Here is a 14,828-nt window from a genome sequence, read left to right as displayed (position 1 = left end):
GCAGTAAGCGGCTTATTGAGAAGGGTGTGCCCTATGCGGGGCATGCCCTTCTTTTTTTTACAGGGATAGATCGCGGCTGCTCGTCGGACATTAACAGTAGGAAAAGCATTCAGCGATTAGGCGGTGGCAAGCGTGGCGAAACCGGCAATAGGCATTTCGATGTATTCGCTAAGAGATCAGACCGAAATTGATTTTTTGGGGACGCTTGAGAAAGTGGCGGAGATCGGCTATAAAGCAGTTGAATTTACAGGTTTTTTCAAAACGCCGGCGATGGAGCTGAAGAGTAAGCTGGACGAACTCGGCCTCATTGCAAGCTCTGCCCACGTCCCTCTGAATTATAGCGACTCCAAGCATATGGAATCTGATTTTGCGGGGCAGATCGAATACGCGAAGGAGGTTGGCATTCCCTATATCATCACGCCTTGGTCACCGCTTCCGGAGGAGCCATCGATGGATAATGTGCTGCATTTGGTCGAGGTTTTTACGAAATGCGGCGAGCAGGTTAAAGCTTCGGGCATGCAGTATGTTTACCATACGCATGACTTTGAATTTAAGCTGGTCGATAGAATGCCGATTATTGATCATGTTTTGGCACGGGTATCGCCTGATCTGATGAAGGTTCAATTTGATTTGGGATGGATGCATATGGCTGGATATAATCCGGCTGAGTATCTTAAGAAATATAAAGGCCGCGTGCCATTGGTGCACATGAAGGATTTCTTCAAAGGGCGCAAGGATGCGGAGGTTGGAAAAGGCGAGGTCGGTTTCGAGAGGCTTATGAACGAATTCGAGCCGGCGGGCGTATCATTCATGATCGTGGAGCAAGAGCAATTCAATGTGAGCTCGCTCAAAAGCGCGGCAAACAATTACCAATATTTAAAGTCATTCGGATTTGTATAATAAACTTGATTAGCAGCTTGTCCTATTGTAATTAGTGCCCAGCTATGGTACACTCAGACTACGTGTTTTTACGGAGCTCCTATGCTGGAGGTGGAATAAATGGAAATCTTATTGAAGATCGTGCTCGTTATATTTTCTGTCGGCCTGATTGCTGTAGTTTTGTTGCAAAAAGGTAAGAGTGCAGGCTTGTCCGGAGCAATTACGGGCGGCGCTGAGCACCTGTTCGGCAAACAGAAAGCGCGCGGTTTGGATTTGTTCTTGCAGCGTTTAACAGTTGTTCTGGCAGTCGGCTTCTTCATTTTGGCGCTTGTTGTTTCTTACTTCGTAAAACAATAATCGATACACACGCAGAAAGCGAGGATATTCCTCGCTTTTTTTGTATTTTCACCATATTCGCGGATGCGCGGGTTACATTTCGTGTATACTACATGGTATATGATAATCTATCAACCTGTTGCAAAAGACATTAGAGAGCTATCGCAGGTTTATGAGGAGAAAAAATAATAATGATCAATTACGAGCAGGAACTGCTTGATTTTATGAGAGAAACGGCTTATAAGCCGATGACGTACCAAGAGCTTGAGAAGCATTTTGGTATTGTAGATGCAGCGGAGTTTAAGGAGTTCCTTAAACTGCTGAATAAGCTGGAGGACGAAGGGAAGGTCATTCGAACGCCAAATGATCATTACGGTGTGCCGGAACGAATGAATTTGCTGCGCGGCAAGCTGCAATCCCATGCAAAAGGCTTTGGCTTCCTTATTCCGGATGAGAAGGATCATGGCGACGTTTATTTGCATGCCAATGATCTGAAGAGCGCGATGAACGGCGATATCATTCTCGTTCGCGTTACTTCCAGAAGCGAGCACGGCGGACGGATGGAGGGCGAAGTCGTCCGAATTGTAGAGCGCGCCGTAACGCAAATCGTCGGAACGTTCGAGGACCATGAGGTCTATGCGTTCGTAGTGCCGGATGATAAACGGATTAACCGTGATATCTTTATACCAAAGGGCGGTTATCAAGGGGCTGTATCCGGCCAGAAGGTAGTCGTGAAAATTGTATCGTACCCAGAAGGCCGTTCGGCAGCCGAAGGGGAAATTGTCGAAATTTTAGGACATAAGAATGACCCGGGCGTCGACATCCTGTCGATTATTCGCAAGCATCAGCTGCCGGAGGGTTTCCCGGATGAGGTTATGGCCGAAGCTGAAGCTGCGCCGGACTCGATTACGGATGAAGAAATTGTGGAGCAAGGCAGACGTGACCTGCGCGGCGAAGTAATCGTAACCATTGATGGCGAGGATGCGAAGGATCTAGATGATGCGGTACATGTGAAGCGTCTGGACAATGGCAACTATTTGCTTGGTGTGCACATTGCAGACGTCGGCTATTACGTAAAAGAAAATTCGCAGCTTGACCAAGAAGCATACCGAAGAGGCTGCAGCGTGTATTTGGTTGACCGTGTCATTCCGATGCTGCCGCATCGTTTGTCGAATGGCATATGCTCGCTCAATCCGCAGGTCGATCGCCTAACGCTTTCTTGCGAGATGGAATTTGATGCGGATACGCTGAAGCGTGTGCGTCATGAAGTGTTTACGAGCGTAATCCGCACGAAAGAACGTATGACGTATACGAATGTGAAGAAGATTTTGACGGCAAATGAAGAGGAGCCGCAAACGGAGCTTAAAGAGCGGTATGCAGACCTCCTTGATATGTTTGGACTTATGGAGGACCTAGCGATGCGCTTGCGCGGCAAGCGAATGAAGCGCGGCGCGATCGACTTCGACTTCCAAGAATCAAAGGTTATCGTCGATGAGAACGGCAAAGCGGTTGATATTATAAAACGCGAGCGCTCGGTAGCTGAACAAATTATCGAGGAATTTATGCTCGTGGCGAACGAGACGGTAGCCGAGCATTTTCACTGGCTGCGCGTTCCTTTCCTTTACCGGATTCATGAAGATCCAAATCAGGAGAAGCTGCTTAATTTCGTACAGTTCGCTGCAAACTTCGGTTATACGGTAAAGGGCAAAGGCAATTCGGTTCATCCGAAGGCATTGCAAACGCTGCTTGAAGATATTCGCGGCACGAAGGAAGCGACCGTTATTTCGACGGTGATGCTGCGCTCGATGAAACAGGCCAAGTATGATGCAGAGAGCTTAGGGCACTTCGGCCTCGCGGCTGAGTTCTATTCACACTTTACATCGCCGATCCGCCGTTATCCCGATTTAGTGATCCACCGCGTTATTCGCGAGGTGCTGGACGGGGGCGGTCAGCTAACGGAAGCGCGCCACGAAGCTTTATCGGCTCGGATGCCGGAAATCGCGACACATTCATCAGAACGCGAACGGGTGGCGGTCGATGCGGAGCGCGATACGGAGCAGCTGAAAAAATGCGAATTCATGCTTGATAAGGTCGGCGAGGAATTCGAAGGCATTATTAGCAGCGTAACAAGCTTCGGCATGTTCATTGAGCTGGAGAATTCGGTCGAAGGGCTCATTCGTTTGAGCGATATGTCCGATGACTATTACAACTTCCACGAGCAGCATATGATCTTAGTTGGCGAGCGTACGTCTAAAGTTTACCGGATCGGCGATGAAGTGAAGATTCGTGTAACGCGCGTCAGCATGACGGAGCATACGATCGACTTTGAGCTTGTTGATATGAAGCCGCGCAGCGGCTATAAAGGCGTATCGGGTGCTGGCTTTGGCGGCGGAGATCGCGGCGGCAAGAGAGGCAGAAGCGATCGCGGCGGAAACGGCGACCGCGGCAAGGGCGGAGCAAGCGCCGGAGGACGCGGCGGAAAAAGCGACCGTCCAGCAGGAGCGGGCGGCAAAGGGCGTGGCGGAAGCCAAGGCGCACCAAGCGAAGGCAGTCGCGGCGGCAAGGGGCGCGGCGGTAAGAGCGGCGGAGGCCGCGGTGGATTTGGCGGCGGCGTAGACCGCAGCGTAGTCGGCATTGTCGAGCAGGCGAATCCGTGGCGGCTCGATGCACCTGACAGCGGGCGCGGCGGAAGCAAGCGGCGCGGCCGGGGTGGCGCAGGCGGAGCCGGCGCTGGCGCGAGCGGCGGCGGGAATGCGCCGGCGGAGCGTGGGCCGGGGCAAGAGGCGAGTGTGTCGCCGGGCCAAGGCAGTGAGCAGTCGCGCGGAAGCGGCCGCGGTGCGCGTACGGATATGTGGGGCTTGCCCATCCGCGGCGGCGGCGGGCAGGGCGGCAATGGCCGTGGAGCCGAGAAGCGGCGGAGCGAAGGCAGTGGCGGCGGTGCGAAGCGGAAGAATGCGACGCAGAGCGGTGTGTTTAACGGTGGCGAGCGGAAAGCGGAAGCGCCAAGCGTAGAGGGCAGTGAAAGCGGCGGCCAAGGGAAGAGCAAGCGGAAAAAGAAGAGCGGCAGCGGAGGCGGCGGGAACGCTACAGCAGCTTTTGTACGCAAGAAACGCAAATAAAATATAGGGTCGGCGACTTCCGTTCTATGGAATAATTGGAAGTCGCCGAGATCTAGATGTTATGGGAAAAGATATTTAAGCTCGTCACTTGCTTTTTAATTCTGGGTATAGTACACTCAAATCAATCGATAATATGAACCTGAATTCACATATTGAAAAGGGTATCATTATAGTCATGAAACCCTTTCCAATGTGTGAATTTTTTGTTTAAAGACAAACCAGGCGCATATTAATATTATTTTTTTGGAGGTTTTTACACATGCAACAAGGTACAGTTAAATGGTTTAACGCAGAAAAAGGTTTCGGCTTTATCGAAGTTGAAGGCGGCAACGATGTATTCGTACACTTCTCCGCAATCACTGGCGAAGGCTTCAAAACTCTTGAAGAAGGACAACGCGTAGAATTTAACGTTGTTCAAGGCAACCGTGGACCACAAGCAGAAAACGTTGTAAAGCTGTAGTAGCTTACGAACGTTGATAAAACCGCCTTTGACCTTAGGGTTGAGGGCGGTTTTTTTGTGTGCAAAATGGAGACAAGCCGCTCGAGTTGTTAATAATAGCATATCCTTATTTTAGCCAAATGAATACCGCTTCATGGAATAATAAATAGCGGGTTCAAGCAAAATAAGTTTAAGGATGCTTGGGTTAGATTGTAAGGCCAAACTACTGGTCGCCTTGATTTCCGTTCCAGAAGTTGTTACAATGAACACCAGTATAGTGCAACAATATTATAGTTTAATGAAGACGAGGTGACTAGCATGGGTAAGAAAAGTGACGGCAAGCAGCTCGCCCAGAACAAGAAGGCTTCCCATGACTATTTCATTGAGGAAACGTTCGAAGCAGGCATGGTGCTGCTGGGTACTGAAATTAAATCGCTGCGTAATGGCCGAGCGAACATAAGCGATGCGTTCGCGACGATACGCAACGGAGAAATTTTCATACACAATATGCACATCAGTCCGTTCGAGCAAGGGAATATTCATAATCCCACTGATCCAACGCGTGCTCGCAAGCTGTTGATGCACAAGGCTCAAATTCATAAGCTGTTTGGCTTGTCCAAGCAAGAAGGCTATGCGATTGTGCCTTTGAAGATTTATGTGCGTAACGGTTATGCGAAGCTATTGATTGGACTCGGTAAAGGTAAGAAGCAATATGACAAACGGGATACGGCAGCTAAGCGTGACGCTCAGCGCGATATCCAGCGTGTCCTTCGCGAGAAGCAGAAGGTTGCTCGCTAAACCTGTTATATTACCATGGAAGCTAGCGACCAATACTGCCAACAACAATTGTGCACGTAAGCTATCATTCGTGGTATACTAAGACAGTAGCAAACGTGCTATACAATCGGAACGGCCTGCCAGATAATTAATCTGACGGTTGATCCTTAATCCGACGGTTGATCCTTAATCCTAAAGCTTCAATTGAGCTAAACATTAGTGCCGAGCACCTTTTTTTATGAGTGGTGATTAGCAGCTAATCGTTTATGCAAAATTGGGGGCGTTTATGGATTCGACGGGGATTGTACGAGCGCGGGTTGCGGGTAGCAGGGAGTCGTCTGCTTCATCAACGCTAAAGCCTATTAAACGGCAAACAACAAACAAACTACGCTTTCGCAGCCTAAGAAACTGTGTGCGTGCTTCTACCCAGCATCGTCCATGTGACTGGAATAGGGGCTAACAAGTAGTGGAATACGCTGTCTCATCTCCGCCTGGGGTGAGCTGAAGAAGATAATCAGGCTGACCTTAGCGAAAGCCGGTTACGGGGCGTTTGCTTGGGTGACATCAAAACTGTGACTACACCCGTAGAAGCCTGTGTGGCGTGATCTTCGGACAGGGGTTCAAATCCCCTCGCCTCCACCAAACCATGAAAAAAGACACCGTGTCAGGTGTCTTTTTTGCGTTTCAAGGAGCAGATAGAGACTCTTTGCCGTATTAAGATTTATAGCTTTATAGTCATTCATTTTGAGTCGCAACGAAGAGTTGGAGATTATAAAAAAATTCCATTAAAAACATTCATTCTCCCTGAAGACAATATGGTAGAAGTTTGAAGGAGAATAAAGAAATCTGTCGAATGAAGTCTATATAGGTGTCTGTCTATAGATTGCACAGAAGTTTAAAGGAATGAGGTCAAATTATTAATTTGGAGTTTTGACTTCATTAAACGACCTACAGATTATTCTATAGAAATGAAAGGGAAGTGAAGTATTATCAGTATAATCGTTTTTTACATAGCGGTGCTTGTACTCTCTCTAGCTTATTTAAACTCGGAAAATAGACTAGCAGAGCCGAATAATACAAAAACCTTGCCCATCATTAAATTAGTTTATTTTACTGTAGGTATTGCTTTCGTGAGTCCATTGTTCACATTGGGGATAAGCCGTTTGTATGGCACCGAATTGGAAAAAGCAGGTCCTGTCGGTGATTGGTTGGCGGGCTCGACTGTACCATTTTTTACGTTTGCCACTTTCATTACAGCGTACATGGCTTATTCTAATCAAAAGAAAGAGTTAGCGCATTCACGGGATATTATAAGTCAGCAAACAAGATCTATCGAAATTCAAAGGTTTGAAAATACACTCTTTATTTTGTTAAACGAGATGCAAAAACATCATGATCAAGTTGTGCTTGAGTATAAAAAATCCCCAATTATCCCTATAGAGCATATGTACTCAGAGGCACTTGAATCTATGCGCTCAAGCCTTAGAATTACTCTCCTAAAACAAGCCTCAATTCGTAAAAGAATTGATTACCTTATTCAAGGTCATCGAATTAATGAAGAACGAAGGGAATACGAATTTTATATTCGTATTAGAAGGAATTACGTTAATAAGTTTAAGAACCATGCACTGTTCAATAGTGTCTATTTAGAGCATCTTGCCAATTACTTAATTAATATATTTGATCTAATGGAACGATATAATTTAACAAGTGAGGAGTATAAATATTATACAGGACTCTTTTCGATCTATTTATCAGAGGAGGCGTTATTATTAGCCATATATTACTCATTAATTAGGTATGGATCGGATAATCTATTTTTGTACATGTTTAAATACAAAATATTTGACAAGTTAAAATCGAATAAAGCTATCAATAGTCAGTTTGATTATACACTGTTTATTTCCTTAGCAAATTTCTTAACGAAAACCAGATTAGCTTAAATGATTATTGGAGGGTAGGGGCGTTTGCTTGGGTGACATCAAAACTGTGACTACACCCGTAGAAGCCTGTGTGGCGTGATCTTCGGACAGGGGTTCAAATCCCCTCGCCTCCATTCCAACCATGGAAAACCCGACCTCATGAGGTCGGGTTTTTGAGCTGAGTAATCTTAATTGCAGCCTGCCAACACGATCGGATGAACACAATGTGGGCATCAGCGAACATGACCCCCCAAGCCAGAATCGGTGTTCATGGAGCGTTTCTATTTCCATGTTTTTATCCATAAAACCAGATATATGAGCGCAAATAGATTGTAAATAAAAAAAGTTCCCATAAATCTCTAATAAAAGAGATAGTGGGAACATTCATTTATACTTCAATAATAATGGGGAGAATCATTGGTCTTCTCTTTGTTTTAGCAAATAGATACTTGCTGACTGATTCCTTGATTCTATGTTTTAGAATAGACCACTATCCATCGTTTCCATTCTCCTGTAGTTCGTCTATCGTTTTAATTACTAATCGACCAACTTCGCCCAATAGAGCTTCAGATTCTCTAACGTAGACGAAGCCGCGGCTAATGATATCGGGGCCGGATAGTATTGAACCTTCAATACGGCTTAGTGTAAAGACTACCACAAGGATTCCGTCCTCTGCTAGGTGTTTGCGGTCACGTAATACGACGGTTCCAATGTCTCCAATCCCCAAACCATCGACTAGCGTATTTCCAGCAGGTATTCTACGTGTCTGCTGTATACTTCCTTGTTCGATATCAAGGACGTCGCCATTATTTAAAATATAGATATGGTTGCTCTCGACGCCTACCGATTCAGCTAATTTCCGGTGTTGGTAAAGCATTCGATATTCTCCATGGATGGGAATAAAGTACTTTGGTTTCATTAGAGTAAGCATAAGCTTAAGTTCTTCTTGGCTGCCATGTCCGGATACATGCATGCCTGTAGCCACACCCGAGCCATGAATGACGTGTGCGCCTAACAAATATAAATGATCCAACATGTTCGCAACATTTCTTTCATTACCTGGAATTGGAGAGGATGCCAAAATGACCGTATCCCCAGGTAATATTTCGGCATGAGGATAGGTCGAGCTAGCAAGACGGGAGAGTGCAGCCATCGGTTCTCCTTGGCTTCCTGTACAAAGCACAACTACCCTTTCACGAGCAAGCTCATAGGCTTCCTTCGATTCGATTAGCATGCCTTCGGGTATATTTATATAGCCTAGCTCAAGTGCAATTGTCACCACATTAACCATGCTTCTACCAAGCAATAGCAGCTTGCGATTGGTAAGGATAGCTGCATCAACAACTTGCTGCAGGCGATTAATATTAGAAGCGAATGTTGACAAGAAAATTTTATTTTGAGCTTTCTGAAAGGCTTCTTCAATTCGCTCCCCGACTAACTTCTCTGACGGGGTAAAACCTGGCCGCTCGGCATTCGTACTCTCGGAAAGCAAAGCAAGAACACCTTTTTCACCAATGCCCGCCATTCTATGTATATCGGGGAATTGTTTGTTGGAAGGAGACAGGTCAAATTTAAAGTCTCCGGTATGAACAACTGTACCTAACGGTGTATTAAAAACTACACCAACACAATCGGGGATGCTGTGATTTGTTCTGAAAAAAGATAGCTTTATATTTCCTAAATCCACGGATGAGTCTGATTGAATTTCATGAAGGATAGTATCTCTTAGGCGGTGCTCTTTCAATTTTCCTTTAATTAGGCCTAGAGTCAACCGTGTCCCATATATAGGTATATTTAATTGTTTTAAAATATAGGGGATTCCGCCAATGTGATCCTCATGGCCATGGGTAACCACTAACGCACGAACTTTATCTTTATTATTCAATAAATAGGAGATGTCAGGAACAATTAGATCTATCCCTAAAAGGCTTTCATCAGGAAATTTCGAACCGCAATCGATGACGACAATATCGTCAGCGTATTGTAAAACATACATGTTCTTTCCAATTTCATACACACCGCCGAGTGCGAAGATTGAGAGTCTGTTGTTTTCAATATTCTCTTTATTCACGACTGTTTCCTCCGATTCCTTTATTAAAGCACATCTTATTATGTTCATTGTGTTTAGTTAGTATGTGGGGAGAATGCTTGCAGGTTATAAAGATGAATTTCAATAACGATAAATAAAAACGATTGTAATGCGGATCTAGGTTAAAAAAAATAAAACCCTGCATACGAGCTATACAGGGTTTTATGCATGTTGCCTAATGGTGTCTGGAGAGCTGGTTCATTTCTTGTAAATTAATTCATGCATTCATATCGTAAAGCCCAGGACTATGTTCACTCGGTAATTCTGGTAAAAAAGGTAATGGAAAACCTTCGGGAGGCTGCACAACTTCCAAATTACCATTGTTTCGGCTAGGTGTTTGTCCGCTGAATATTTCTCCGATTCGCGTCGGATCCAAACGAAAATTAAATTGAGCGTTATGGTAACCCAACTCAACATATTTACGGCATTCCGGGTATTTGTTTATATCGTAATTCGGAACGGGAAATAAATTGCCCCAATCGACGCCAAGCGTTTCTAGAGCCTTAGCAAATGCGTTCTGATGTGCATTATCACGCACCATAAGAAAGGCTAATGTTTCCCGAAACGTCTTATTTGAACTCATTTCATAAATTCTTGATTTTTGTAAAACCCCAGTAGACTCAAGAACCACATTATCCAATAAATCACTGATTAGATTACCGTGATTATACACGTAATTGCCCAGCCATGGATTACCTGCAGCATCAACAGGCAAAGAGCTTTGGGCACCAACGATATAGTGGTGAGGATTAGCGAGTTTAACGGCTTCATCAAGAGGGGCGGAGTCAACACCGATATTACCAGGTAGCTCCCCTCCGGAACCGTTTAATAATTGGTTAATTGTATGTTGAACTAGTTCAACATGGCTTATTTCCTCTAGAAACACACCACGGATTAAATCACGGTATTGTGTAGCATTACCGCGAAAGTTGCTGCTCTGAAAAAAGTACTGCATCATTGTACGCATTTCGCCAAATTGTCCGCCAAGCGTTTCTTGTAAAACCTTGGCTGCTGCTGGATCAGGTTTGTCCACTACAATGTTGTTGATTAAGTCTTCTTTATAGAAGTACATATAACCTCATTCCATACATTCTTTGCATGAAAATACAAAGGACATATAATTAGTGTGATTAGTGTGAATAGTGATTTACACCAAATGGTTGCTGATTATTCATATTTGAATAGGCATTTATCTGCGAGTTAGTTGTTTGTGCATGTGAAATTTGATTGCAGATATTGGAGATTTGTTGTAATTGTTGTAGTGCCGTTTGATGTCCTTGTAAGGCTGTTTGAATTATTTGTGCAGCTTGTTGTTCACGTTGAGCGATTTGCTCAAGTAGTTTCGCGTTATTTAGCTCTTGATTTAATAACTGTTGATATTGACCTGATGCTTGTTGAGTTTGGTTTACCAATTGTTGAATGAGTTGTTCTGCATGTGCGATTTGCTGAGAAATTTGGTTATTTGGTTGAAATTGATTCATTGTATTGTCTCCTTCTTTTTAGTAATTATTTTTTTCTTGAATATTGTTCCTTAGAACCAAAAATATATACAAAGAGATTTTTTGTTGATTAATAGCTACCAATACATAAAAAAGCTGCATATTCGAATTAAATCGAGATGCAGCATTAGGGAGTGAAACGTTATGTATTTTATCCCACGGAGGAAATTTAATACTTTGACCCAATAAATCATTCAATTTTATACAGTTTTGTTTAGAACAAAATTGTCGCAGCCCATCCCAATTCCACTTTATTTTTTGTATCCAAAATTTATTATAGCGTCTTGATAAAATAAGAAAAATCCTATCCCAAAGGGATAGGATTTACATTAGACGTTAACTGTTTCAGGCCTTTTGATTTGTAATGGAGGAGGAATAAGCCACCCCTTATCTTTACTCATCTCAAGTATTTTTAAGCCTAATGCTGTTTTTGTAATATGGTATTTTGCAAACAAAGCTCCAATATCCTCCCTTATGGATTGACCCATAACTTGACTACAAGCAACTAACMCCATCGAAGTGTCAGCTGCAATCTTAGCTGAAATTTCGGGATCTGTAAATCTTGCACCTACAGGGATATCTTCAAGTTTTACTGACGGTCTTTCAGGCATTACTGGAGTGGCAGCAATCCCGTTATCAGTAAGCAATGCATCTAGTTCCTTAATTTCAAGTTTTGCTTGATCAATGAGTGCGTCCAGCACCTTTTTAAGTTCTTTGTCGCCGGCGTGGTTTAAATAAGCTTGATAGCAAGATATAGCACCTTTTGCCACCGTAGAAGCTTGCCAAACACTAAATACTTCACCGTAATGCATGGGTTCATCTTTTGGGTTGCCGTTTAATATTCCCATTTAGTAATGCTCCTTTTATTCTTAATTTTGACTCGGTTAATATGTCTCCGAGTGGAGATAAATATTACATGGTACTTAATAGCATAAAGGAATCTGTTGAAGATATTTTTTTTCTGTGTTTGTAATCGCACACAAATACCTACCCCCAGTGATAACTGGGGGTGTTTGTGTGATCTAATTCAACACTTAAGCACGATCGCGATCTCGAGCACGATTTCTAGCTCCTGCTAAACCAAGTAAACCTAAGAGACCAAGCCAACCCCAATCAAAACCATCATCATCTGTTGTTGCATTTGTTCTGTAGTTATTTGCGTTCATTGTAGTTCCGTTATTTGAACGGTCATAACTTTCTGCAGATACAGGAATAGCCGAAAACATCATGATACAACCGATTAAGCTAATAACTATCATCACTCTCTTCATTTTAATACCCCATTCACTTTTTGGAATTAAAAACAACTTTATTTTTTGTTTCAATGCAAATATTTATACATTTGGTCAACAGACATTATTTAACCTTATCGAACAAATATCAAGATATTAGGAGGAAATAAAGATAAATAAAAATGTAAGGAATGACATAAGACAAGATTTGTCCGCCTTGGTTAATAGCAATCACATTAGCTAATACTTTGAAGGGGAATGTGCGACAGCACTTCCTGTAATTTTCAAGTGACAAGAACATCGTCAAAACGGAATTTGACGATGTCGTGTACTTGGAAGTAAAAACCATCCCATGAGAGAGTGTGAAACTGGTGATAACACCTGAACCGATAGAGTTGCAGTACATAAAACGACTAAGTGACGAAGAGAATACTCTGATCGAAGCGCTAAGGACGATCCATATGCCTCCAGCTGCTGCTTTGCTATTGGTTAGGAACGAGCTGAAGGGACCGTTGGCAAACGGGCCAATGGCTGAGATTCTGGATGGGTTCTTGGCGAAGCATACAGAAAGAGGTACTAATTAATGAGGTAAAACAGGGAAGGAGTCAATTTCGGATAACTGAGGATACTGCTCGTTTACAGTTAGAAGTGACCAGAAGTAGTTGCTCAAATTGAGTGTAGCCACGATGGCGGTTGTGCTCAAATTGTTCCTGTAGAGAGTGATATTACATTCGATTCAGATGGTATTATTTGACATGAAATTTATGAGTGTTTTAAGTCTTACAGAAAAGGGCCTTTTGGAGTGAGAATGTACTGAGAAAATATTCTGTATTTAAGGGGCGGCGGGCCCCCTCGCCTCCACCAATACCATGAAAAACCCGACCTCGTGAGGTCAGGTTTTTGATTTCTTATTCATGTTAAGGCACTTCTTTTGTTAAGCTACACCAGCTAATAGCTTGTCAACATTACCAGCAAAACAACTCGAGAACTTGTGTTATATTGATTAATGAGCATGCCAAACAACCCTCCAATTTGAGTGGTGTTGGAAGGTTATATCATCAATTGTCTACTATGCTGGACGGAATGATTTCTTACTTTTTAATATGGCATACAACCAGTGAACTAACTTATTCGCACACGCCACTAAAGCCACTTTGTGAGGTTTTCCTTCAGCTCTTTTGCGTTCGTAAAACTCTTTAATTCGAGTGTTGCGAGAGCGGATTAGTCCACACTGTACCGCCATAACTAGTGCGTATCTAAGCTGTCTGGAACCACGTTTAGTGATTCGATTACGTGTTGCTGTAACTTGCCAGAAGCAAAAACGCTGAGGTCTATTCCAGCAAAGGCAACCAGTTTCTTTGGATGATCAAATCTGTCGACTTCTCCAATTTCCGCTAAAATTGTTGCAGCAATTTTAGGGCCAATACCGGGAATCGACTGGATTAATTCATACTCTTCAATCTCAGTAGCCAGGGCATCTATGGTCTGTTCCAACTCAGAAAGATGCTCCTGGTACTGAAGAATAAGGCTGATCAAAATCTTAAGATTAATCAAGTGGCTCGCATACATCGTTTGCTGAAATGGGTTTTGTTTTGCGGCATCGAGCAACCGTTGAACTCGTTCGTTAATCCACCTTTCTGATCGCCCATGTTTTGAAGATAGAAGAGTATTGATTGTAATTTTTAATGTCTCTTCACTGACTTCCAGAACTGAGGATGAAGTCGGAAATTCATGTAAGAAGCGAAGGGACACGTTAGCATACATAGCCCCGAAAACACCTTTGTACGCTGTGAAAACTTGATCAAGAACGGCTTGGAATTGAAGCTTCGTCTGCACGCACATCTTGGAGAAGGACTCGTGTTGTCGCGTCAGATCACGCATATTAAGCAGTTGCACACCTCTTTTTTTGAATGGTTCGAATTCCTCCCTATAGTAAAGCTCGCCCAGAAGATAAGCGCCAGCAGCATCCGTTTTCACTTTACGAAGATTGGTTTTTCGAAGCCGATTAGAAATGAGCGGATTGATAACGAAAAATAAATAGTGATACTCCTCTAGAAATTGGACAACAGGGCTTTGATAGTGCCCGGTTGCTTCCAGAATCACTGTAGGTCGATGACCTGATTCATGTTCGATGTCATGAATAACTTGAAGCAATATCTCGAGACCATCCCGTGTATGTTCGAAATGGAATATCTCGCGGTATGGTTTTCCTCGATCTAAGAAAGCTTGTCCGTGGCTTTCTTCTTTAGAAATGTCTAGCCCTATAACAGGGTTCATTTTTTCACTCCTCGAAGTAGATTTACCGGCAGCCCCTATGAACCTCCTTGTCGCTCCACAGCATCGCATGAGATACGGGATCCACGTCCCAACCAGCCTCAATCATGGTCATGACAAGTAGGGGTGAACATTATAGCGCTCGGGATCAAGTCCCACGGGCAGGTACGTTTGACCCGGCTACTCTAATCCTCGAAGCTAATGCAAAAAGGATCAACCAGAAAGAAATGGATGGTCTCATAATACGAACGGACAGGTTAGC

General features: G+C 43.7%; 10 protein-coding genes, 1 other RNA gene and 2 pseudogenes. 7 read left to right on the top strand and 6 right to left on the bottom strand.

What is annotated here, in order from left to right:
- Nucleotides 1–132 precede the first annotated feature (132 nt).
- From ADU23_RS07825 to ADU23_RS07800, 7 genes are all read left to right on the top strand, one after another.
- Nucleotides 133–900 carry a sugar phosphate isomerase/epimerase family protein gene (locus ADU23_RS07825; protein WP_053373229.1) on the top strand — a complete coding sequence of 256 codons (768 nt, stop codon included), beginning with the start codon at nucleotides 133–135 and terminating at the stop codon, nucleotides 898–900.
- 99 nt (nucleotides 901–999) lie between these two features.
- Nucleotides 1,000–1,236: a preprotein translocase subunit SecG gene (gene secG, locus ADU23_RS07820; RefSeq protein WP_053373228.1), complete on the top strand. Its 237-nt coding sequence runs from the start codon at nucleotides 1,000–1,002 to the stop codon at nucleotides 1,234–1,236.
- Between the two features lie 170 nt (nucleotides 1,237–1,406).
- Entirely contained in the window at nucleotides 1,407–4,334 is a 2,928-nt protein-coding gene (gene rnr / locus ADU23_RS07815) for a ribonuclease R (protein ID WP_053373227.1), read from the top strand.
- 259 nt (nucleotides 4,335–4,593) lie between these two features.
- The gene (locus ADU23_RS07810) at nucleotides 4,594–4,794 is read left to right on the top strand and encodes a cold-shock protein (RefSeq protein ID WP_028609190.1); all 201 of its coding nucleotides are present in this window, start codon (nucleotides 4,594–4,596) and stop codon (nucleotides 4,792–4,794) included.
- A 297-nt stretch (nucleotides 4,795–5,091) separates the two neighbouring features.
- Complete coding sequence (gene smpB, locus ADU23_RS07805) at nucleotides 5,092–5,571, top strand: SsrA-binding protein SmpB (RefSeq protein WP_053373226.1); 480 nt, start codon at nucleotides 5,092–5,094, stop codon at nucleotides 5,569–5,571.
- 255 nt (nucleotides 5,572–5,826) lie between these two features.
- Nucleotides 5,827–6,192: a transfer-messenger RNA gene (ssrA, locus tag ADU23_RS31770) on the top strand.
- 521 nt (nucleotides 6,193–6,713) lie between these two features.
- Nucleotides 6,714–7,493: a hypothetical protein gene (locus tag ADU23_RS07800; protein WP_053373225.1), complete on the top strand. Its 780-nt coding sequence runs from the start codon at nucleotides 6,714–6,716 to the stop codon at nucleotides 7,491–7,493.
- A gap of 367 nt (nucleotides 7,494–7,860) precedes the next feature.
- Here ADU23_RS07800 and ADU23_RS07795 read toward each other — a convergent pair.
- The 6 genes and pseudogenes from ADU23_RS07795 to ADU23_RS07770 all read right to left on the bottom strand — a co-directional run bounded on the left by ADU23_RS07795 (nucleotide 7,861) and on the right by ADU23_RS07770 (nucleotide 14,569).
- Nucleotides 7,861–9,468 (bottom strand): annotated as a pseudogene (locus tag ADU23_RS07795) (ribonuclease J).
- Nucleotides 9,469–9,778: 310 nt separating this feature from the next.
- Nucleotides 9,779–10,633: a manganese catalase family protein gene (locus tag ADU23_RS07790; RefSeq protein WP_053373224.1), complete on the bottom strand. Its 855-nt coding sequence runs from the start codon at nucleotides 10,631–10,633 to the stop codon at nucleotides 9,779–9,781.
- Nucleotides 10,634–10,691: 58 nt separating this feature from the next.
- A complete protein-coding gene (locus ADU23_RS07785) occupies nucleotides 10,692–11,042 on the bottom strand; it encodes a hypothetical protein (protein WP_053373223.1) in 351 nt (116 codons plus the stop codon).
- Nucleotides 11,043–11,389: 347 nt separating this feature from the next.
- Nucleotides 11,390–11,908, bottom strand: a complete 519-nt coding sequence (locus ADU23_RS07780) for a DUF3231 family protein (protein WP_053373222.1) — start codon at nucleotides 11,906–11,908, stop codon at nucleotides 11,390–11,392.
- 186 nt (nucleotides 11,909–12,094) lie between these two features.
- A complete protein-coding gene (locus ADU23_RS32015; RefSeq protein WP_082198134.1) occupies nucleotides 12,095–12,331 on the bottom strand; it encodes a WGxxGxxG family protein in 237 nt (78 codons plus the stop codon).
- A 1,030-nt stretch (nucleotides 12,332–13,361) separates the two neighbouring features.
- Nucleotides 13,362–14,569 (bottom strand): annotated as a pseudogene (locus ADU23_RS07770) (IS110 family transposase).
- Between the last annotated feature and the right edge of the window lie 259 nt (nucleotides 14,570–14,828).

It is taken from the genome of Paenibacillus sp. FJAT-27812 (assembly GCF_001273905.1).
Lineage (GTDB): Bacteria > Bacillota > Bacilli > Paenibacillales > Paenibacillaceae > Pristimantibacillus.
This window is presented reverse-complemented; position numbering and strand designations above follow the sequence as displayed.

Excerpts from the sequence above, each read along its gene's own strand:
- secG (WP_053373228.1), top strand. The coding sequence starts at position 1,000 with ATGGAAATCTTATTGAAGATCGTGCTCGTTATATTTTCTGTCGGCCTG.
- rnr (WP_053373227.1), top strand. The coding sequence starts at position 1,407 with ATGATCAATTACGAGCAGGAACTGCTTGATTTTATGAGAGAAACGGCT.
- ADU23_RS07810 (WP_028609190.1), top strand. The coding sequence starts at position 4,594 with ATGCAACAAGGTACAGTTAAATGGTTTAACGCAGAAAAAGGTTTCGGC.
- smpB (WP_053373226.1), top strand. The coding sequence starts at position 5,092 with ATGGGTAAGAAAAGTGACGGCAAGCAGCTCGCCCAGAACAAGAAGGCT.
- ADU23_RS07790 (WP_053373224.1), bottom strand. The coding sequence starts at position 10,633 with ATGTACTTCTATAAAGAAGACTTAATCAACAACATTGTAGTGGACAAA.
- ADU23_RS07785 (WP_053373223.1), bottom strand. The coding sequence starts at position 11,042 with ATGAATCAATTTCAACCAAATAACCAAATTTCTCAGCAAATCGCACAT.
- ADU23_RS32015 (WP_082198134.1), bottom strand. The coding sequence starts at position 12,331 with ATGAAGAGAGTGATGATAGTTATTAGCTTAATCGGTTGTATCATGATG.